At 64.0% G+C, this 18,606-nt stretch carries 21 protein-coding genes and 1 pseudogene; 14 read left to right on the forward strand and 8 right to left on the reverse strand.

All coding sequences use genetic code 11. The features are described 5' to 3' along the window. The 6 genes from EJ078_RS16905 to EJ078_RS16930 all read right to left on the reverse strand — a co-directional run bounded on the left by EJ078_RS16905 (position 1) and on the right by EJ078_RS16930 (position 5,351). The gene (locus tag EJ078_RS16905) at positions 1-1,020 is read right to left on the reverse strand and encodes a MotA/TolQ/ExbB proton channel family protein (protein ID WP_127216485.1); all 1,020 of its coding nucleotides are present in this window, start codon (positions 1,018-1,020) and stop codon (positions 1-3) included. A 105-nt stretch (positions 1,021-1,125) separates the two neighbouring features. Further along, the gene (locus EJ078_RS16910) at positions 1,126-1,818 is read right to left on the reverse strand and encodes a hemolysin III family protein (protein ID WP_164750576.1); all 693 of its coding nucleotides are present in this window, start codon (positions 1,816-1,818) and stop codon (positions 1,126-1,128) included. Positions 1,819-2,011: 193 nt separating this feature from the next. Beyond that, positions 2,012-2,812 carry an inositol monophosphatase family protein gene (locus EJ078_RS16915; RefSeq protein ID WP_067319472.1) on the reverse strand — a complete coding sequence of 267 codons (801 nt, stop codon included), beginning with the start codon at positions 2,810-2,812 and terminating at the stop codon, positions 2,012-2,014. Positions 2,813-2,837: 25 nt separating this feature from the next. Then, a complete protein-coding gene (gene efp / locus EJ078_RS16920) occupies positions 2,838-3,404 on the reverse strand; it encodes an elongation factor P (RefSeq protein WP_067001754.1) in 567 nt (188 codons plus the stop codon). A gap of 134 nt (positions 3,405-3,538) precedes the next feature. Next, positions 3,539-4,525 carry a tetratricopeptide repeat protein gene (locus EJ078_RS16925; RefSeq protein ID WP_127216488.1) on the reverse strand — a complete coding sequence of 329 codons (987 nt, stop codon included), beginning with the start codon at positions 4,523-4,525 and terminating at the stop codon, positions 3,539-3,541. Between the two features lie 178 nt (positions 4,526-4,703). Then, complete coding sequence (locus tag EJ078_RS16930) at positions 4,704-5,351, reverse strand: thiamine phosphate synthase (RefSeq protein ID WP_127403725.1); 648 nt, start codon at positions 5,349-5,351, stop codon at positions 4,704-4,706. A gap of 226 nt (positions 5,352-5,577) precedes the next feature. On the opposite strand from EJ078_RS16930, the pseudogene EJ078_RS16935 reads away from it, so the two are divergent. Next, positions 5,578-6,304, forward strand: a pseudogene (locus EJ078_RS16935) (methyltransferase domain-containing protein). Between the two features lie 30 nt (positions 6,305-6,334). Here the strand turns inward: EJ078_RS16935 and EJ078_RS16940 are convergent. Beyond that, a complete protein-coding gene (locus EJ078_RS16940; protein ID WP_127216316.1) occupies positions 6,335-6,793 on the reverse strand; it encodes a GNAT family N-acetyltransferase in 459 nt (152 codons plus the stop codon). A 191-nt stretch (positions 6,794-6,984) separates the two neighbouring features. Between EJ078_RS16940 and EJ078_RS16945 the strand changes: the two genes are divergently transcribed. Then, entirely contained in the window at positions 6,985-7,755 is a 771-nt protein-coding gene (locus EJ078_RS16945; protein ID WP_127216317.1) for a sulfite exporter TauE/SafE family protein, read from the forward strand. Between the two features lie 40 nt (positions 7,756-7,795). Here the strand turns inward: EJ078_RS16945 and EJ078_RS16950 are convergent, their stop codons facing one another. After that, entirely contained in the window at positions 7,796-8,347 is a 552-nt protein-coding gene (locus EJ078_RS16950; protein ID WP_067319698.1) for a DUF2269 family protein, read from the reverse strand. 519 nt (positions 8,348-8,866) lie between these two features. Between EJ078_RS16950 and EJ078_RS16955 the strand changes: the two genes are divergently transcribed. The 12 genes from EJ078_RS16955 (at position 8,867) to tolB (ending at position 18,297) form a co-directional block, all read left to right on the forward strand. Continuing rightward, on the forward strand, positions 8,867-9,397 hold the full coding sequence (locus tag EJ078_RS16955; RefSeq protein ID WP_095824088.1) for a DUF1465 family protein: 531 nt from the start codon (positions 8,867-8,869) through the stop codon (positions 9,395-9,397). Positions 9,398-9,605: 208 nt separating this feature from the next. Further along, positions 9,606-10,118: a crossover junction endodeoxyribonuclease RuvC gene (gene ruvC / locus EJ078_RS16960; protein WP_067001770.1), complete on the forward strand. Its 513-nt coding sequence runs from the start codon at positions 9,606-9,608 to the stop codon at positions 10,116-10,118. 53 nt (positions 10,119-10,171) lie between these two features. Next, positions 10,172-10,441, forward strand: a complete 270-nt coding sequence (locus EJ078_RS16965; protein WP_208720749.1) for an AbrB/MazE/SpoVT family DNA-binding domain-containing protein — start codon at positions 10,172-10,174, stop codon at positions 10,439-10,441. Further along, on the forward strand, positions 10,419-10,838 hold the full coding sequence (locus EJ078_RS16970) for a type II toxin-antitoxin system VapC family toxin (RefSeq protein ID WP_082980671.1): 420 nt from the start codon (positions 10,419-10,421) through the stop codon (positions 10,836-10,838). The genes EJ078_RS16965 and EJ078_RS16970 overlap by 23 nt, the downstream gene beginning before the upstream one ends. A 10-nt stretch (positions 10,839-10,848) precedes the next feature. After that, positions 10,849-11,469: a Holliday junction branch migration protein RuvA gene (gene ruvA / locus EJ078_RS16975; protein WP_095778095.1), complete on the forward strand. Its 621-nt coding sequence runs from the start codon at positions 10,849-10,851 to the stop codon at positions 11,467-11,469. Between the two features lie 43 nt (positions 11,470-11,512). Beyond that, positions 11,513-12,550, forward strand: a complete 1,038-nt coding sequence (gene ruvB / locus EJ078_RS16980; RefSeq protein ID WP_067002199.1) for a Holliday junction branch migration DNA helicase RuvB — start codon at positions 11,513-11,515, stop codon at positions 12,548-12,550. Positions 12,551-12,677: 127 nt separating this feature from the next. After that, complete coding sequence (locus EJ078_RS16985; RefSeq protein ID WP_127216318.1) at positions 12,678-13,580, forward strand: metallophosphoesterase; 903 nt, start codon at positions 12,678-12,680, stop codon at positions 13,578-13,580. A gap of 145 nt (positions 13,581-13,725) precedes the next feature. After that, positions 13,726-14,199, forward strand: a complete 474-nt coding sequence (gene ybgC, locus EJ078_RS16990) for a tol-pal system-associated acyl-CoA thioesterase (protein WP_095830982.1) — start codon at positions 13,726-13,728, stop codon at positions 14,197-14,199. 394 nt (positions 14,200-14,593) lie between these two features. Further along, positions 14,594-15,304, forward strand: coding sequence for a protein TolQ (gene tolQ, locus EJ078_RS16995; protein WP_067001789.1), 711 nt, complete (start codon positions 14,594-14,596; stop codon positions 15,302-15,304). 9 nt (positions 15,305-15,313) lie between these two features. Next, positions 15,314-15,775, forward strand: a complete 462-nt coding sequence (gene tolR / locus EJ078_RS17000; RefSeq protein WP_095782570.1) for a protein TolR — start codon at positions 15,314-15,316, stop codon at positions 15,773-15,775. A 7-nt stretch (positions 15,776-15,782) separates the two neighbouring features. Next, positions 15,783-16,937, forward strand: a complete 1,155-nt coding sequence (locus tag EJ078_RS17005; RefSeq protein WP_127847952.1) for a cell envelope integrity protein TolA — start codon at positions 15,783-15,785, stop codon at positions 16,935-16,937. Between the two features lie 79 nt (positions 16,938-17,016). Beyond that, positions 17,017-18,297, forward strand: a complete 1,281-nt coding sequence (tolB, locus tag EJ078_RS17010; protein ID WP_245299761.1) for a Tol-Pal system beta propeller repeat protein TolB — start codon at positions 17,017-17,019, stop codon at positions 18,295-18,297. The last annotated feature ends 309 nt before the right edge of the window (positions 18,298-18,606 follow it).

An 18,606-nucleotide genomic window follows, 5' to 3' on the forward strand; every position in this document is an offset into this window, starting at 1 on the left:
TCAGTGCACTCCGGTCTTCTTCAGGGCGTCAGCGATCTTTTCCAGCGTGTTGCGCATCGCCTTCTGTTCGTCCGACTGCGCCTCGACCCAGTCGCGCATGATCTGCTGTTCGGAGCGCATGTTCTTGACCAGTCCGGAAATGCCGTCCGCCAGGTTGGCCATGGCGGTGGCGACGCGCGGGTTGGAGCCGCCGCCATTTTCCTGCAGGCTGCGCAGCCGTTCCGACAGCAGGCGGATCTCCTCCGACGGCTCGGCGCGCGCCGGTTCCGACACGACGATATCGGACGAGAGATCGGTGACCGAGGACAGCCAGTTCTCGAGTTCGGTGTAGAAGCGGGTCTGGGCGCGGCCGGCCTGCAGGTCGAGAAAGCCGAGCACCAGCGAGCCGGACAGGCCGAACAGCGAGGACGAGAAGGCCGTGCCCATGCCGGCGAGCGGCGCCGAGAGGCCCTGCTTGAGCGCGTCGAGCACGGCGGCGGCATCGCCGCTGCCGGGGTCGAGCGCCTCGATCGTCTCGCGGATTGAGGCGATGGTGTTGAGCAGGCCCCAGAAGGTGCCGAGCAGGCCGAGAAACACCAGCAGTCCGACAAGATAGCGCGAGGTGTCGCGGCTTTCATCGAGGCGCGTGGCGATGGAATCGAGCATGGTGCGCATCGAAGAGGTCGAGAAGGCGATCGTCGACGAGCGGCCGATCATCGCCTTCATCGGCGCCAGGAGCACCGGCTCGGTGGTCTCGGAGCCGGCGCGGAAGGAGTTGACCCAGCGCACCTCTCTGAACAGCCGGCCGACCTGGGCGAAGGCGAGCAGGATGCCGACGGCGAGCACGCCGATGATCAGCCCGTTGAGGCCGGGATTGCTGGAGAAGGCGGAGGAGATCTGGCGGGTGAGGATGGCGGCGATGAAGGCGACGATGACCAGGAAGATCACCATCGTGAGCAGGAAGACCTGCGGGCTCGACAGTTTGTGCGGATCGTAGACCAGGACATCCGAGCGCCTGCCGAAGGATCTGAGAAAAGCCATCCGTGCCCCGTTTCCGATGCCACCCGCCGCAGAATTGCCGCGACTCTAAACGGAATTGTGACCAAATTGAATGGTGCTTGACAATATCGCCCCGAGCGGGTCGTTTCAAAAACGGCTGATGACCAGACAGTCGACCATGGCGGCCAGGTGCAGCCCGGCGCCGGTGACGACGAAGCCATGCCAGACGGCATTGTGGAAGCGCAGGCCTTTCCAGGCAAAGAAGATGACGCCCAATGAATAGACGATGCCGCCCGCGACCAGCAGCATGACGGAGGCAGGCGGCAGCGTCGCGGCCAGCGGTCCGGCGAGCACGACGCCGCTCCAGCCGATGGCGAGATAGAAGAGGATCGCCAGCCGGTCGTAGCGCCCGGGCAGGAACATCTTGATGGCGATGCCCATTGCCGCCGCGCTCCACACGATAGCGATCATCGGCATGGCAAGCGCGGACGTGTGGAGCTGGGCCAGGAAAGGCGTGTAGGTGGCGGCGATCAGCAGATAGATCGCGGCATGGTCGAAGCGGCGCAGGATCCACTTCGCCGGCCACGAAATCGGCCACAAATTATAGGCCAGCGATACCGACAGCACGGTGAGCAGCGACACAACGTAGAAGACGGCGGCGACATACTCACCCGGGCCGGAATGGAAGGCGGCTAAAGCCAGGAAGGCAGAGCCGGCGGCGATCGCCAGCACGATGCCCACAGCATGGACGATGCCATCGGCGATCATCTCGGCGCGCGAATAGTGCCAGCGGCCGACAAAGGGGATTTCGATCGTTGTATTTGCGCGAGCGTCGTTCATGAATGATCCTGCAACCATAATCTGGGCAGTCGCGGATCAGTATTTCAAGCTTCGGTTGCGGTTTTGCGACGAGCGCGCTGCGCGTCCTTTCGACGCGCAAAGGAGGCTGCAGCCCTTTGATTTGCGCTTATCCGTTCCGAACCGGAGGTCAGCGAAATCGATTCCCGATTTCGGGGTGATGCGATAGGGCGCTTCAGCGCGCAGCCAGCGGCTTCTTTACCGTCTTCAAGAGGGCGCGTTGGATAAGCTCGTTGCCGGCGACGATGGAGCCGGCCTCCAGCATGTCCTGCCCGCCATCCATATCCGAAACGAAGCCGCCCGCTTCACGGATGAGCAGGGCGCCGGCGGCGATGTCCCAGGCCGAAAGGCCGGTTTCCCAAAACCCGTCCATGCGGCCGGCCGCGACATAGGCGAGATCGAGCGAGGCTGAGCCAAGGCGGCGGACGCCGGAGACCTCGGCCATGACATTGCGCAACTCGATCAGGAAATTGCCGTGCTGGCCGCGCCCAAGATGCGGCACGCCGCAGCCGATCACGGCATCGGTGAGCTTGGCGCGTCCGGCGACGCGCAGCCGGCGGTCGTTCATGAAGGCGCCGCCGCCGCGCTCGGTGGTATAGAGCTCATCCATGGCCGGATTGTAGACGACACCGGCGACGATCTGGCCCTGGCGCTCGAGCGCGATCGAGACCGCGAAGAGCGGGATGCCGTGGAGGAAGTTGGTCGTGCCGTCGAGCGGGTCGACGATCCAGCGATGCTGGCCGTCCTCGCCGTCGACGGCGCCGCGCTCCTCCATCAGGAAGGCGTAGCCCGGCCGCGCCTTCGACAGTTCGGTAAAGACGATCTCTTCGGCCTTGCGGTCGGCCTGGCTGACATAGTCGCCAGGCCCCTTCATCGAGACCTGCAGGTTCTGCACCTCGCCGAAATCGCGCGACAGCGACCGGCCGGCCTTCATCGCGGCCTGGACCATGACATTGAGGAGAGCGGAACGCGCCATTCTTCTTCTTCCTGTGTTGGCCGTTTTATTCTGCGCGACGCACGTAAGTGATCTCGTTGGTGTCGACGATGATGCGCTCGCCGGCCGAGATGAAGGGCGGCACCAGGACGCGGACACCGTTTTCCAGCACTGCAGGCTTGTACGAGGACGCCGCCGTCTGGCCCTTCACCACGGGGTCGGCCTCGGTGATGGTCAGCGTCACCTGGTCGGGCAGCGAGATGCCGATCGGCCGCTCCTCGTAGAGCTGGACCGTGACCATCATGCCGTCCTGCAGGAAGGCGGCGCGCTCGCCGACGAAATCCTTGTTCAGTTCGAGCTGCTCGTAGCTTTCGGTGTCCATGAAAACCAGCGCGTCGCCCTGCTCGTAAAGGAAGGAGAAATCCTTCATCTCCAGCCGGATCTGCTCGACGGTCTCGGCCGAGCGGAAGCGCTCGTTGAGCTTGGTGCCGTTGATCAGGTTCTTCAGCTCGACCTGGTTGTAGGCGCCGCCCTTGCCGGGCTTCACGGTGTTGGTCTTGACCGCGACCCAGAGGCCGCCGTCATGCTCGATGACATAGCCGGGACGGATTTCGCTGCCACTGATCTTGGCCATGTTGAACTGATCCGGAATGAGATTTTTGGCGCGGAGCGCGCTTTGGCGCCTCCAAGACCACAAATCGCATTGAGTGGCAAGGGAGGGCGTCGCGAACGCTCATGGAGATGGCCGCTGCCGTGAGCCGTCTTTTTTCAGGGCAGCCGGTTCGCCCTCTGCAGCGCCTGCTTGGTCTGACCGTCATCGAGGCCCTGCAGGAAATCGTCCATCTGCGGGTCGATCAACCCGGCGCGCCGGGCGACGATATACCAGGCTCCGGCCAGGATCAGATCGGGGTCGGTACCGATGCCGCCCATATAGAGTTTGGCGAGGCGGTTCTGGGCGGCGACATTGCCGCCTTCGGCCGCGCGCCTCATCCAGGCAAAGCCCGATTTCAGGTCGCGATCGCCGCCGCGCCCCTCGATCATCCATGCGGCGAGGTCAAGTTGCGCGGTGTCGTAGTTCTGCCGGGCGGCCTGCGCCAGCAGTGTGCGTGCCTTGGCGTCGTCGCGCGGTTTTCCGCCGGCGCCGTTGGCGTAGATTTGCGCCATCGCGTACTCGGCGTCGGCAAGGCCGGTACTGGCGGCGCGCTCATAATACACAGCCGCCTTGGCGATGCCGGCATCGCCCGGATCCTGCTGGACGAGCAATTGGGCGAAGTTGAACTGGGCCAGGCGGTTGCCCGCCTCGGCGGCGGCCTGCATCAGCGCATAGGCTTCCTTGGCGTCCTTCTTCACATAGCGTCCGTCGAGCAGCATCAGCGCATATTGGAACTGCGCCTCCGGCACGCCCTGCTCGGCAGCGAGCCCATACCATTTCGCGGCCTCTGCCGCGTTGAGCGGCACGCCCAGCCCACGCGACAGGATCTCGGCGACCAGTGTCTGCGCCGCGGGGTCGCCGTTCTTGGCCCGCACCAAGGCAAGGTTGTAGGCGGTCTTATAGAGGCCGCGCTGGAAGGCGCCGTAGGCGGCGTCCGGGAGCTTGGCGCCGAAGCGATCGGGATTGATGGTATCGGCCGATGGCGGTTGAAGCGTTGCCGGCTGCGGCAGCGGTATTTCGATCGGCTTATCGGCATGGGCCGCGCCAGTATTCGGGGCGGCAGCATTCGGGGCGCCGGTATTTGGGGCGCTTAAATTCGGAATGCTTGTATTCGGGGCGCCGCTAGCAGGGGCGCTTGTATCCGGCGCGCTCGTGTCGGGTGTGGTCGTGTCCGGTCTGGGCTGCGGCACCGGCGGGGTCTCGGCGGCGGCCACGGCGGCGGCCGCCTGGATCGTCAAGGCCGCGGCCAACGCCGCGAAGGAAAGCCGGGACCAGCGCACGTCAGTCCTCGAAGCGCGGCGCGATTTGGTCGAGCAGCGCGTTGGCCGCGGCGACCGCCGCGTGCGGATCGAGTCCGTCGGCGAAGACGGCGCTGGAGAGCGCCACGAACTCGGCGCCGGTGGCTGCTACCGTTTCCACCGACGCAAGCTCGGAGCCGGCCATGACGATGCAAGGAATCTGGATCATCTGCGCCCACCATTCACCGAGAGCGAGATTGCGGTGGTGCGGCTCGGGCTTGTTGTCATAGCCGAAGCGGCCGAAGAACATGTAGTCGGGCCGCTCCTCGCCGAGCTCCAGCGCCTCATCGCGGGTCTTGGCGCCGCCCGCCCCGACCATCATCCTGTCGGCCAAGCGCTCGATCGTCTCGGCCAGTTCCTGGCGGTTTGCCTCGACATGGATGCCGTCGGCATGGACGCGGCCGGCGATGCGGCTGTCGCCGGCGACGATGACGGCGACGCCGGCGGCCTGCGCGATCGGCACGATCTTCTCGGCGAAGGCCTGGAAGGCGGCGTCATCCATGCCGTTTTCGGGCAGGATCAGCGAGGCGACGTCGCCGCCGTCGAAGGCGGTGCAGATGTGCTCGGGAGTCACAAGCGGCGGCGCGATCAGCACGATTCGGCAGCGATTGGGCGGGGTTGCTTCATTCATCGGTCTTCGATCCCGGTTTTCGCCTATGCCGGGCGAACATGGTGGCATTGCGGCATAGAGCAAAGCGTCCGGCTTGAACAGGAGGCGGGCGAAGATCGCCGCTGAAAAGCGTCGCGGCAGCAGCGGCTTGCGCCAATCTTCAAGGACTGACAGACGGCCTGTTGAAGCTGCTGATGGACGCTAACGAAGCGACCGCTAGGTTAGCAATTGAAAGCACGGGAAGAGCATGGCGCAAAATATCTACGACAAGGCCGATTTCTTCGAAGGCTACAGCCGTCTGCATCGTTCGGTGGAAGGGTTGGACGGCGCGCCCGAGTGGCCGGTTCTGCGCGCCATGCTGCCGAAGGTGGGTGGTCTAAGCATCGTCGATCTCGGTTGCGGCTTCGGCTGGTTCTGCCGCTGGGCAGGGGCGCACGGAGCCAAGCAGGTTCTGGGCCTCGACCTGTCGGAAAGGATGCTCGCCCGAGCACGCGCCGCCGGCTCCGACGAAGCCATAGCCTATGAGCGCGTCGACCTCGACGAGCTCAGTTTGCCGAAGGCGCGCTTCGACCTCGCCTATAGCTCGCTTGCCCTGCATTATGTCAGCGATGCCGCGCGGCTGTTCGCGACGGTACCAGGCCCTGGTCCCTGGCGGGTTCTTCGTCTTCTCGACGGAGCATCCGATCTTCATGGCTCCAAGCAATCCGGGCTGGTCCGTGGACGCCGCAGGAAGGAACGTCTGGCCCGTCGATCAGTATCTGGTGGAAGGGCCGCGCACGACCGACTGGTTCTCCGAGGGCGTGGTGAAGCACCACCGCACACTCGGCACCACGCTCAACAACCTGATCCAGGCCGGGTTCACCATCGGCCGCGTGGAGGAATTCTGTCCAACTGAAGGGCAGATCGCCGCCAGGCCTGAACTGGCCAAAGAGGTCGAGCGGCCGATGTTTCTTCTGGTTCAGGCGCGGCGATGAGAGGTCGGCGGCATCGCCGGCGCGGGTGCGTCAAAGATCCAGCTTGTAGCCGATGTGGCTCGCCTTGAAGCCGAGCCGTTCGTAGAAGCGGTGCGCGTCGAGCCGGCTCTTGTTGGTCGTCAGTTGCACCACCCTGCAGCCGCGCTCGCGGCATCTTTCGATCGCCCATTCCAGCAGGCTATGCCCGAGCCCCTCTCCGCGCCGGCTCGCCGCGACGCGCACCGCCTCGATCTGGCCGCGCCAAGCGCCCTGCAACGACAGGCCTGGGATAAAACTGATCTGCAAGGTGCCGATGACTTCGGCGCCGTCCGTCATCACCGCCAGGAAATGGTTCGGGTTGCCGTCTATGGCCGCGAAGGCGTCCTGATAGGCTTGCGCCAAAGGCACGCTTGCATTCTCGCGGGCGCGGCCAAGCGCGTCATCGGCAAGCATCGCGACGATCGCCGCAAGATCGGCTTTGTCCGCGCGGCGGATCAGGACTTCGCTCATCGTCAAACCTCATGCTGGGCGGGTGACCTTATGCATGGCCCGCCGCCAGCCGCAAACTCGGCAGGCCGGATTACGGACAGTTGATCGCGCCGACCGGCTGACGGGCGCGCTTGGGCTATCGCGGTCTTTCGCTTTGTGGTCTATTGCAAGTCTCCCGCCATCCTCCAGCCGTTTCTTATCCCCGTATCTCCATGGCAGGCCTGCTCAGCGATCCCTGGTTCTATGCCGCCGCCATTCCGGCGGTCATCCTTGTCGGCCTGTCGAAGGGCGGCTTCGGCGGCGCCGTGGGCTTCGTCGGCGTGCCGCTGATGGCGCTGGCCATCCCGCCGGTGCAAGCGGCGGCCATCCTGCTGCCGATCCTTTGCCTGATGGACATCGTTTCGGTGTGGACATGGTGGGGCGTTTATGACCGCAAGATGCTGGTCGACATGATGCCCGGCGCCGTCATCGGCATCGGCCTCGGCTGGCTGACGGCGGCCCTGGTGACGGAGGAAATGGTGCGGCTGATCGTCGGCGCGGTCGCGCTGGTCTTCGTCCTGCGCTGGATCTATCTGCAGTTTCGCCACGGCGCCGACCACGAGGTGGAGCCGAACCGCATCGCGGCGGCGTTCTGGGGCATCGTTGCGGGCTTCACCAGCTTCGTCGCCCACGTCGGCGGCCCGCCCTTCCAGGTCTACGCGCTGCCGATCCGGCTCGACCCGAAGGTGCTGTCAGGGACGGCGGCGATCTTCTTCGCCGCTACCAACGCGCTGAAGCTCATTCCCTATTTCGCGCTTGGCCAGTTCGACAGCGCCAATCTCACCGCATCGTTTGCGCTGATGCCGCTGGCGCCGCTTTCCACCATCGCCGGCGCCTGGCTGGTGCGCCGCATGCGGCCGGAGGTGTTTTATCCGTTCACATACGCGACGGTGGCGGTGGTGGCGCTCAAGCTGCTCTGGGACGGTATTGCGGGCCTGATGTGATGGGCAGGGCGGCGCACCGGCGCCGCCCGCTACAGAAGGATCAAGCGGCGCTCGGCACCAGCTGGCGGCCGCCGCCAAGCGCAAGCGCTGCGCCGGATGCGATCACCAGCACCATGCCGGCGAGAATGCCGATGTCGTGAAGCGTAGGCTTCAGCACCATGTCGGCGATGATCACCAGCATCACCGCGTAGTCGAAACGCGCCCAGCGCATCATGCGCTGGCCGATGGCGAGAACCGCCGGCGTCACGCCTTCGTTGGCGACCATGGCGCCCATCCGCTCGCCGGTCGGCTTGAAAACGAGCATGCCGATCGAGAAGGTCGTGGCGTAGCCGACAAGGCCGATGATGATCCACAGGTCGGAAAAGCCGACCCAGAAGCCGCACATGATCAGGCCGAAAATCAGGGTGAGCATCGACATCGGCGCGAAGAAGCGGCCGCCAAGCTCGCCGCTCGCCCGCATCGCTTGCAGCTTGTCCTGGATGTTGCCGGCGCGCTCGGCGAGCACGCCGAGCAGGAACAGGACGAAGCCGCCGCCGACCCACAGGATGGCCGAGACGACGTGAAGGAATTTGACGATCGAATACCAGTCCATGGTGTGCTCCTGCATTTCTTGATCGGTGACGGCGTCGACTGCGCCAGCCCAGAGGAGCGGGCGTTTAGCGCGGAGCGTGTTTCGAAACGATGTCGCGGCGGCGGGGCCGATGTTTCGGCGCCACCATATGCATCCAGGGCTTGATGGCGCGGGAGGAGTCGGGCCGTCCCGTTCCGGCACAGGAAAAGTCCGTTCGCTTGAAAATTCCGCGCGGCGTTAAGGCTTCATTAAGCTTTACAGGCGTTTACTAGGACCATCCAGTTTGTCTGGATTCTTACCGAGTGGTTGGAGCCACTTTGTTTGACGCCTCCCTGTTAAACTCCTGAGAGCCGCCTTATCCGCGGCTCTTTTTTTGCCCGTTGGCCGCCGGCGGGCAGCGCGCCTCGGCGTTAACCGTTTGTTAAACATGCGCTTGCCTTCATGGGCATCGAAGCGCATTTTCAAGCCTCAGTCGTTTAAGGGTGCAGGCCGTATCGGCAAGGATGCCGAATCGGCTTGCGGCAGTGCAGGGGCGTATCGATGAACGAGCCTTCGAAGGGCAGCGCGAAAACCATAAAGCTCGCGGAACGCCGGGTTTTCTCCCAATCCTTCAAGCCGCTTTACCAGGAGGGCATGGGCCTGGTCGAACAGGCGGCCGAATATCTTGACGGCAAGGGCAGGCTCGAAGCCAAGAAGCTGTCGCGCACGGCGGCGACGCTCTATGCGGCCGAATCGATGCGTCTTACCACGAGGCTGATGCAGGTCGCCTCCTGGCTGCTTTTGCAGCGCGCGGCCAATTCCGGCGAGATGACCCGCGACCAGGTCGCCTCGGAAAAATCCAAGGTGCGGCTCGATACCGCCTCCGCGCATGACGAGGCGCTGGGCTGGAGCGAATTGCCAAAGGACTTCCTGGACCTGGTGAGCCGGTCGCTGCGCCTGCAGGCGCTGGTGAAGCGCATGGACGAGGAGATCTACGGCGGCGCCATGAACGACACGCCGGCCGCCACCCGCCGCGCCAACCCGGTCTCCGATCAGATCAGCTTGCTGAACACGGCCTTCGCCCGCGGCTAACAGGCTGCTCCGCACGCTCTGATGGCCATCTGGCGCCGTTTTTTGCGCGTCCGGTCCTCGCGTACCAAAGCACGCTCCGCACCGGTTCTTGAAAACGCCGCCATATGACTCATCGGACCGAATTCTGAAGCACCCCGCCCTGCACAGGTTGTTTCTGGTTTGTTCACAATTCACTGGCATCGCCATGCGCCGCGGTTAGACTTGGCGCATGGGGGAAGCGATTCGCATCATCGGCATCGATCCGGGCCTGAGGCGCACCGGCTGGGGCATCGTCGAGAGCCTCGGCAATTCGCTGCGCTTCGTCGCCTCCGGCACCGTGCGTTCCGACGACAAGGCGCCTCTCGCAACGAGGCTCTGCCAATTGCATGATGGGCTCGCCGAAGTGCTGCACCAGGCCATGCCGCACGAGGCCGCGATCGAGCAGACCTTCGTCAACAAGGATGCCACAGCAACGCTGAAGCTCGGCCAGGCGCGCGGCATCGCCATGCTGGTGCCGGCGCGCGCCGGGCTGGCGGTAGCGGAATACGCGCCCAACGCGGTCAAGAAGGCGGTGATCGGCGTCGGCCACGGCGAGAAGAAGCAGATCCATATGATGGTGAAAGTGCTGATGCCGAAAGCGGTGTTCGAGACCGACGATGCCGCCGATGCCCTGGCCATCGCCATATGTCATGCGCATCACCGTCAAAGCGTCGCCTACCGAATGGCGGCGCTGGCCGGGTAGTGTTCTTGACTTGTTCTCATTTGCGCGGTAAGTAATACCTTCGGAGTATTACCATGCGTGTGACCACCAAAGGGCAAGTCACGATCCCCAAACAAATAAGGGACCACTTGGGCATAGGCCCGGGTTCGGAGGTCCAGTTCGTGGCTACGGACGAGGGCGCCCGGCTTGTCGCCGTCAACGAAAACTTTTCGGAGGAGGAAGCTGCCCGCAAATTCAAAGAGGTCCTCGGCAAGATGGAGGGGACGCTGGATTTGGGCGGCATGACGACGGACGAGTACATGGAGTGGTTGAGGGGACCACGTGAAAATCTCGACGTTGATTGACACAAACGTGCTCATTGACGTCTGGGGTCCGGCTGGGCCGCTGACGGAATGGTCTTCGTCCGCGATTATCTCCTGCCGACGCGATGGCGCGTTGGTCATCAACAGCATCGTCTGGTCCGAGCTTGCTCCCCTGGTTGCTTCCGAAGCAATGCTGAGGAAAGCAGCCGAGAGGCTTGAAATGGATCGCGAGTTTTTGCCCTGGGAAGCCGCATTCTTGGCTGGGGTGGCACATTCCCGTTATCGGCGGGCCGGCGGTGTTCGAGAGCGGACCTTGCCGGATTTTTTCATTGGTGCTCATGCGGCCGTTGCTGGTCACCGCCTATTGACGCGCGACGCTCCTCGCTATCGCAGCTATTTTCCCGACCTCGAAATCGTCTCTCCGGAAACGCATCCATGAAGGCCAGGACATGATCGGCAAGCTGAAGGGCACGCTGGATGAGATCGACGAGGATTCCTGCGTCGTGGACGTGCACGGCGTCGGCTATGTCGCCCATTGCTCGGCTCGCACGCTTGCCGCGCTGCCGTCCCCCGGCGAGGCGGTGGTGCTGTTCATCGAGACCTATGTGCGCGAGGACATGATCCGGCTATACGGCTTTCAGACCCCGCTCGAGCGCGAGTGGTTCCGCCTTTTGATGAACAATGTGCAGGGCGTCGGCGCCAAGGTGGCGCTGGCCGTGCTGTCGACGCTGGCGCCGCCCGACCTCGCCAATGCGATCGCGTTGCGCGACATCGCCATGGTGTCGCGCGCACCGGGCGTCGGCAAGAAGGTGGCCGAGCGCATCGTCACCGAATTGCGCACCAAGGCGCCGGCCTATGCGGGTGCCGCCACCGGCACGATCAGCCTCAAGCAGGAGCTTGGCGAAGGCGTGGCGGCAGCACCCATCACCGACGCAGTCTCGGCGCTGGTCAATCTCGGCTATTCGCGCGACATCGCCGCCAATGCGGTGGCCGCGGCCCTAAAGTCGGCCGGCGAAGGGGCGGATGCCTCGAAGCTGATCCGCTTCGGCCTGAAGGAACTGGCGCGGTGAGGCGGCGCTTGTCCCGGTCCTTGCCGTATGCAAGGAAGACCGCATGAGCCTTTCGCCCCGTCTCATTGCCCCCGACAAGCGCGGCGAGGATGCCGACCAGAGCTTGCGGCCGCAGTCGCTTGACGAGTTCGTCGGCCAGGCTGCGGCGCGTGCCAATCTCAAGGTCTTCGTCGATGCCGCCAAGAGCCGCGGCGAGGCGCTCGACCATGTGCTGTTCGTCGGCCCGCCGGGGCTCGGCAAGACGACGCTGGCGCAGATCATGGCGCGTGAGCTCGGCGTCAATTTCCGCTCGACGTCGGGGCCGGTCATCGCCAAGGCCGGCGACCTTGCGGCGCTGCTCACCAATCTCGAGGAGCGCGACGTGCTCTTCATCGACGAGATCCACCGGCTCAATCCGGCGGTGGAAGAAATCCTCTACCCGGCGATGGAGGATTTCCAGCTTGACCTCATCATCGGCGAGGGGCCGGCGGCGCGCTCGGTCAAGATCGATCTTGCCCGCTTCACGCTGGTTGCGGCGACAACCCGGCTCGGACTTTTGACGAATCCTCTGCGCGACCGTTTCGGCATCCCGGTCAGGCTCAATTTCTACACGGTCGAGGAGCTGGAGCAGATCGTGCGCCGCGGCGCCCGCATCCTCTCGATGCCGCTCGGTGACGACGGCGCGCTGGAGATCGCGCGCCGCGCTCGCGGCACGCCGCGCATTGCCGGACGTCTGTTGCGCCGGGTGCGAGACTTCGCCTCCGTCGCCGGAAACGGCCATGTCGATAAACGCATTGCCGACGAGGCGCTGACCAGGCTGGAAGTCGACGGGCTCGGCCTCGACGCGCTCGACCGCCGGTATCTCTCGATGATCGCCCGCAACTTCGGCGGCGGACCGGTCGGCATCGAGACGATCGCGGCTGGGCTGTCGGAACCGCGCGACGCCATCGAGGACATCATCGAACCCTATCTGATCCAGCAGGGCTTCATCCAGCGCACGCCGCGCGGCCGCGTGCTGACGGCCAATGCCTGGCGGCATCTCGGCCTTGAAGCACCGAAAGACCTCGCGCAGCAGCAGATCAGCCTGTTCCAGGAAGAGTAACGGACATTTGTTCGTCGGACGCGCCTTGAAGGGCTTCCTGCGCGAAATCTCCCCAGCTCCGCCAAGCTGAAGGCACAATTGCAGCCTCTAAGGCAGCTGACGCATTTGCAGGGGTCGGGGCTGACCGATGATCACCAGACGTGGCTTTCTGCGCCTCATCGGCGGATCGTTCCTGTCCATGGTGTCGTTGAGCGCCTATGCGGTCGGCATTGAGCCGATGCTGCTCGCCCATGTCAAACGCTATTCGCTGACGCCGCCGCACTGGCCCGCAGGCCTCAAGCTGCGCGTCGCAGCACTGGCCGACATTCATGCCTGTCATCCCTGGATGACCTCGGAGCGGATCGCCTCGCTCGTCGAAAGGACGAATGCCCTGCAGCCAGACCTGATCGTGCTGCTCGGCGACTATGTCGATGGAATGCGGCTGGTCACGGCCGAAGTGTCTGCACCGGAGTGGGCCGCCGCTTTGTCAGGGCTGAAGGCGCCGCTCGGCATGCTCTCGATCCTCGGCAATCACGACTGGTGGCACGATCATGCGGCGCAACTGGCCATGACCGGGCCAACGGCCGCGCGCAAGGCACTGGAGAGCGTCGGCATCCCGGTGCTGGAAAACGACGTGATGCGGCTGGAGAAGGACGGGCAGGGCTTCTGGATCGCTGGACTCGCGGACCAACTGGCAATCCGGCCGAGCAAAGCCCTGGGCCGCCACGGCTTCAAGGGCCTGGACGACCTCGGCGGGACGCTTGCCAAGGTGCAAGGCGACGAGCCGATCATCCTGCTAGCGCATGAGCCGGACATCTTTCCGAAAGTGCCTTGGCGAGTTTCGCTAACGCTTTCGGGCCACACCCATGGCGGGCAGGTGCGGCTGTTCGGCTATTCGCCGGTCGTGCCGTCCGACTTCGGCAACCGCTACGCCTATGGCCATGTCGTCGAGAACGATCGCAACCTGATCGTTTCCGGCGGGCTCGGCTTCAGCATCATGCCGGTCCGGTTCGGCATGCCACCAGAGATCCTGCAGATCGACCTCGGGTAGCTCCGGTATTTTCACGCGGACGGAAAACCGCGCAGGCGCCAAGCGCCAGAACCCCCGCCATCAAGGCTTGATCATCGCGCCCAACAGTGCCATCCGGTTCTCGCGCCAAACACCTGCCTGTTCGGGCCTGAATAAGGAAAGCGCGATGGACGATCATGGTGAATCCGCAGCGCTCAGCGCCGGGCTCTCGGGGGCGCTGACGCAATCCGGCCATCGCCTGATGGCCCGCGTCTACTATGCCGACACCGATTTCTCCGGCGTCGTCTACCATGCGCGCTATCTCGAATTCTTCGAACGCGGGCGCTCGGACTATCTCAGGCTCGCCGGCGTCCATCACACCGAGCTTGCCGATGGCAAGCATGGCGAGCGCATCGTCTGGGTGGTGCGGCGCATGGAGATCGACTTCCGTTCGCCGGCCCGCATGGACGACATCCTCACCATCGACACGCGCACCGAGGACATTTCGGGCGCCCGCATCTTCATGGCGCAGCAGTTGAAGCGTGGCGGCGAGGTGCTGGTCGAAGCGAAGGTCGAGGCGGCGATCATCGGCGAGAACGGCCGGCCGCGCAGATTTCCGAAGGAATGGATCGCGGCCTTTATGCCGAGGGCGAGCGACTGATCACCGCGAACCGGCTTCGGCCGAATCCCTGTCACGCAGGAGTTGCCCGTTCTGGGACAACGACATGCACCAAAACACCTAAAGCGCATCGCCTGGACCTGCTTCAGCGCGATGTGCACTGATCGGCCGCATCCAGCATGGCGCCGGCCCGGTGGGCGCGGCAATGCGCCACGCTTCATATCCTAACCCATCCTTAACCATAACGGTTCATGAAGGAATTGGTGAAGATTGGCGCAATTCGTGTGCCTTCCTTTCACCAAGATTTGCCCCGAAAACGCCGCGAAACGGTGCATTCGGGGCTTGTCCCGCGAGCTTCAGGCTTCGCGCGATCGGACCAAAGGGATGCCATGGGCCAGCCGCCAGCGATGCCCGGAAAAATCTTAAGGACGTAGTCATGGAAAACATCGCACTCGCCGACCCGGGCGCGCATTTGTCGATATGGGCCTTGTTCATGCAGGCCGGCTGGGTGGTCAAATTGGTCATGATCGGCTTGCTCTGCGCCTCGATCTGGACCTGGGCGATCATCATCGACAAGCTTGTCGCCTATAGCCGCATGCGGATGGCGCTCAACCGCTTCGAGCAGGTGTTTTGGTCGGGACAGTCGCTCGAGGAGCTCTACCGCACGCTCGCCGACCGCAAGACCACCGGCATGGGCGCGATCTTCGTCGCCGCCATGCGCGAATGGAAGAAGAGCTTCGAGAAGGGCGCCAAATCGGCGCTGGCATTGCAGACCCGCATTGACAAGGCGATGGATCTCGCGCTGACCCGCGAGATGGAAAGGCTGGAGGGTCGGCTCGGCTTCCTCGCCACCACGGGTTCGGCCGCGCCATTCATCGGCTTGTTCGGCACCGTCATCGGTATCATGACCTCCTTCCAGGCGATCGCCGCCTCGAAGAACACCAGCCTCTCGGTCGTGGCGCCCGGCATCGCAGAAGCGCTGCTGGCGACGGCCATCGGCCTGCTCGCGGCCATTCCGGCCGTCATCGCCTACAACAAGCTGTCGTCGGATGCGAACAAGCTCGCCGTGCGCATGGAAGGGTTTGCGGATGAGTTCTCCGCCATACTCTCGCGCCAAATCGATGAAAAAGTCGCGCAGAAGGCCTGAGGTACGATCATGGGTATGTCTGCTGCTAGCGCAGGTGGCATAGGGCGAGGCGGACGCGGCCACCGGCGGCGCGGTCGTCATCATGGCCTGATGTCGGAAATCAACGTCACGCCGATGGTCGACGTGATGCTGGTGCTGCTGATCATCTTCATGGTCGCGGCGCCGTTGCTCACCGTCGGCGTTCCGATCGACCTGCCCGACACGAAAGCCAAGGCGATGAATGTCGACACGCAGCCGATCACGGTGTCGATCAACGCGGCCGGCCAAATCTATCTGCAGGAAACCGAGATCCCGATCGATGAGCTGGTAGCGAAGCTGCAGGCAATCTCGAAGACCGGCTATGACGAGCGCATCTTCATTCGCGGCGACAAGTCGACGGATTATGGCACCGCCATGAAGGTCATGGCCCGCATTTCGGCGGCCGGCTACAAGAACATCGGCCTGGTTTCGCTGCAGGAACAGGATCAGTAAACGCCAAATGCGGACCGGCCTCACCTCATCGGTCATCTTGCATGCGGTGGCGCTGGCCTTCGGGCTGTTCACGCTGTCCTCGCCGCCCGCCATGCCGGCTTCCGACGTGGAGTCCGTCGCGGTCGACATCGTGCCGATGGAAGCGATCGCGCAGACGCTGCAGGGCGACAAGAAAGCGGTCATGCATGACAAGCCGGCGCCGTTGCCGACCAGGCGCCCGGATATCGTCCCCGACGCGCAGAAGGTCGGCGAGAACAGCGTCGACACCGACAAGCCGGTAACCGACGAGGCCAAGCCGAAGCCGGTCGAGAAGACATCCGCGCCGCCCCCGGCGCCGACGCCGACCGAGAAGCCGGCGGTCGAGGACGTGCCGAAGCCGCAGGAAAAGCCGAAGCCGACCCCGGCGACCGAAGTCGCGCCGACGCCGACACCTAAGGAAGAGGTCAAGCCCGAGCCGGTCAAGCAGGCGGAGCCGAAGCCGACACCCGCCAAGGAGCCGACGCCAGCGCCGCCGAAGGACACGACCGCCGCCATCCAGAAAGAAGAGGTCAAGCCGGACGCCGTCGCCGAGGCGATCGCCAAGGAGCAGCCGACCGAGGAGGCTAAGCTTCCGGACTCGGCACCCGCCCCTGCAGCGCGGCCAAAGCCGCAGCCCGCTCCCGCCGAGAGCGCCAAGGCGCCGGAACGCAAGGACGCGGAAAAGCCGGTCAAGGAAGCTTCCTCGAAGCCGAAGTCGGATGAAAAGCAGTTCAACGCCGACGAGATTTCAGCACTTCTGGACAAGCAGAAGCCGTCCGGTGGCGGCGCCAAGCGCTCCACCCAGCAGTCGTCGCTCGGCGGCGAGAAGGATCAGGGCCAGAAGCTGTCCAAATCCGAGCAAGGCGCGCTCGAAGCTCAGCTCGGCGGCTGCTGGACCTTGCCCGTTGGACTGGAAGGTTCGGAGAACTTCGTCGTCGTGGTCCGGTTCAATCTCGATACCAACGGCAAGCTCGACGGCCGCCCTTCGATCGAGCAGTCGAGCGGCAACCGGCAGTTCGACGAAAGCGCAGTGCGCGCGGTTCAAAAATGCGACGTGGCCGGCCTGCAGGTTCCAGCCGGCAAGCAGGATATTTGGAACGACATCCGGGTCACCTTCGACCCAAGGGAGATGCTTGGCCTATAGGCCTTGCGTCCGAACCACCAAAGAAGAGAAGCGAGAAGACATGAGATCTTTCCTCAAGCCGCTCCTGACGATTGCTGCCATGGCGCTGGGCATGACGACCGCCGCCACCTTGCCGGCCTGGGCGCTCGTCGAGCTCAACGTCAACAAGGGCAATGTCGAGCCGCTGCCGATCGCCATCACTGACTTCCAGTCCAATGGTGAGCTTGGCGCCCAGATCACGGAGATCGTCACGGCCGACCTCAAGCGCTCCGGCCTGTTCGCGCCGATCGACAAGAGCGCTTTCATCGAGAAGATCTCCGGCCCGGACGCCACGCCGCGGTTCGACGACTGGAAGGTGATCAATGCGCAGGCGCTGGTCACCGGCAGCGTCGGCAAGGAAGCCGACGGCCGCATCCGCGCCCAGTACCGGCTATGGGACACCTTTGCCGGCCAGCAGATGGCCGGGGAGCAGTTCTTCGCCAATGACGCCAATACCAGGCGCGTCGCCCATATCATCGCCGATGCGATCTACGAGCGGCTGACCGGCGAGAAGGGGTATTTCGATACGCGCGTCGTCTTCGTCGACGAATCCGGCGCCAAGAACGCGCGCAAGAAGCGTCTCGCCATCATGGACCAGGACGGCGCCAACGTCCGCTACCTGTCGGACGGCCGTTCGATCGTGCTCACGCCGCGCTTCTCGCCGAACCGGCAGGAAATCACCTACATGTCCTATGAGAGCGGACAGCCGAAGGTGTATCTGCTGCAGATCGAGACCGGGCAGCGCGAGCTGGTCGGCAATTTCCCCGGCATGACGTTCGCGCCGCGCTTTTCGCCCGATGGCCAGAAGGTGATCATGAGCCTGCTGCGCGATGACGGCAACTCCAACATCTTCGCCATGGATCTGAGAAGCCGTTCGACCACGCGGCTCACCGACTCGACCGCCATCGACACCTCGCCCTCCTATTCGCCCGACGGCTCGCAGATCGTCTTCACCTCCGACCGCGGCGGCGGCAGCGGCCGCTCGCAGATCTACGTCATGGGCGCGGACGGCTCCAACCCGCACCGCATCTCGTTCGGCGACGGCGTCTATTCCACGCCGGTGTGGTCGCCGCGCGGCGACCTCATCGCCTTCACCAAGCAGTCGGGCGGCGAGTTCCAGATCGGCGTCATGAAGACCGACGGTTCGGGCGAGCGCATCCTGTCCTCCGGTTTCCAGCAGGAGGGGCCGACCTGGGCGCCGAACGGTCGCGTGCTCATGTTTTTCCGCGACTCCGCCGGCGGGCCGAAGCTGGTCACGGTCGATCTTACCGGCCGCAACGAGCAGCAGATCCCGACCTCGAACTTCGCCTCGGATCCGGCCTGGTCGCCGCTGCTGGAATAGGCAGAGGAACGGAAGAATTTAAGAACGGGGAACTGAAGAACTGAGGAAAATGGAGGACCCGGGGCGCTGGTAAATTTCAGAGATAAGCTGGCCTAATTTCTTCCTTCAATTCCTCAGTTCTTCAGTTCCTCAATTCCCCCTTTTTTCATGTTTTGGCCGCATTTCCGCCTACGGTCGCCGCGCATTGTGAGCCTAGCTAAATCGGCCGAGGACGGCGGCTCGAAACGAAAAATTAACCGTGTTTCTTGAATGCCGGTTAACCCAAACGTGGTTACTGGGTGATCAACGAAATCACTCGAATGCGAAGGA

Source organism: Mesorhizobium sp. M1A.F.Ca.IN.022.06.1.1 (genome assembly GCF_003952605.1).
Taxonomy (GTDB): domain Bacteria; phylum Pseudomonadota; class Alphaproteobacteria; order Rhizobiales; family Rhizobiaceae; genus Mesorhizobium.

Coding starts and splice junctions, on each gene's coding strand:
- EJ078_RS16905 (WP_127216485.1), bottom strand. CDS start 1,020: ATGGCTTTTCTCAGATCCTTCGGCAGGCGCTCGGATGTCCTGGTCTAC.
- EJ078_RS16910 (WP_164750576.1), bottom strand. CDS start 1,818: ATGAACGACGCTCGCGCAAATACAACGATCGAAATCCCCTTTGTCGGC.
- EJ078_RS16915 (WP_067319472.1), bottom strand. CDS start 2,812: ATGGCGCGTTCCGCTCTCCTCAATGTCATGGTCCAGGCCGCGATGAAG.
- efp (WP_067001754.1), bottom strand. CDS start 3,404: ATGGCCAAGATCAGTGGCAGCGAAATCCGTCCCGGCTATGTCATCGAG.
- EJ078_RS16930 (WP_127403725.1), bottom strand. CDS start 5,351: ATGAATGAAGCAACCCCGCCCAATCGCTGCCGAATCGTGCTGATCGCG.
- EJ078_RS16940 (WP_127216316.1), bottom strand. CDS start 6,793: ATGAGCGAAGTCCTGATCCGCCGCGCGGACAAAGCCGATCTTGCGGCG.
- EJ078_RS16945 (WP_127216317.1), top strand. CDS start 6,985: ATGGCAGGCCTGCTCAGCGATCCCTGGTTCTATGCCGCCGCCATTCCG.
- EJ078_RS16950 (WP_067319698.1), bottom strand. CDS start 8,347: ATGGACTGGTATTCGATCGTCAAATTCCTTCACGTCGTCTCGGCCATC.
- EJ078_RS16955 (WP_095824088.1), top strand. CDS start 8,867: ATGAACGAGCCTTCGAAGGGCAGCGCGAAAACCATAAAGCTCGCGGAA.
- ruvC (WP_067001770.1), top strand. CDS start 9,606: ATGGGGGAAGCGATTCGCATCATCGGCATCGATCCGGGCCTGAGGCGC.
- EJ078_RS16965 (WP_208720749.1), top strand. CDS start 10,172: ATGCGTGTGACCACCAAAGGGCAAGTCACGATCCCCAAACAAATAAGG.
- ruvA (WP_095778095.1), top strand. CDS start 10,849: ATGATCGGCAAGCTGAAGGGCACGCTGGATGAGATCGACGAGGATTCC.
- ruvB (WP_067002199.1), top strand. CDS start 11,513: ATGAGCCTTTCGCCCCGTCTCATTGCCCCCGACAAGCGCGGCGAGGAT.
- EJ078_RS16985 (WP_127216318.1), top strand. CDS start 12,678: ATGATCACCAGACGTGGCTTTCTGCGCCTCATCGGCGGATCGTTCCTG.
- ybgC (WP_095830982.1), top strand. CDS start 13,726: ATGGACGATCATGGTGAATCCGCAGCGCTCAGCGCCGGGCTCTCGGGG.
- tolQ (WP_067001789.1), top strand. CDS start 14,594: ATGGAAAACATCGCACTCGCCGACCCGGGCGCGCATTTGTCGATATGG.
- tolR (WP_095782570.1), top strand. CDS start 15,314: ATGGGTATGTCTGCTGCTAGCGCAGGTGGCATAGGGCGAGGCGGACGC.
- EJ078_RS17005 (WP_127847952.1), top strand. CDS start 15,783: ATGCGGACCGGCCTCACCTCATCGGTCATCTTGCATGCGGTGGCGCTG.
- tolB (WP_245299761.1), top strand. CDS start 17,017: ATGGCGCTGGGCATGACGACCGCCGCCACCTTGCCGGCCTGGGCGCTC.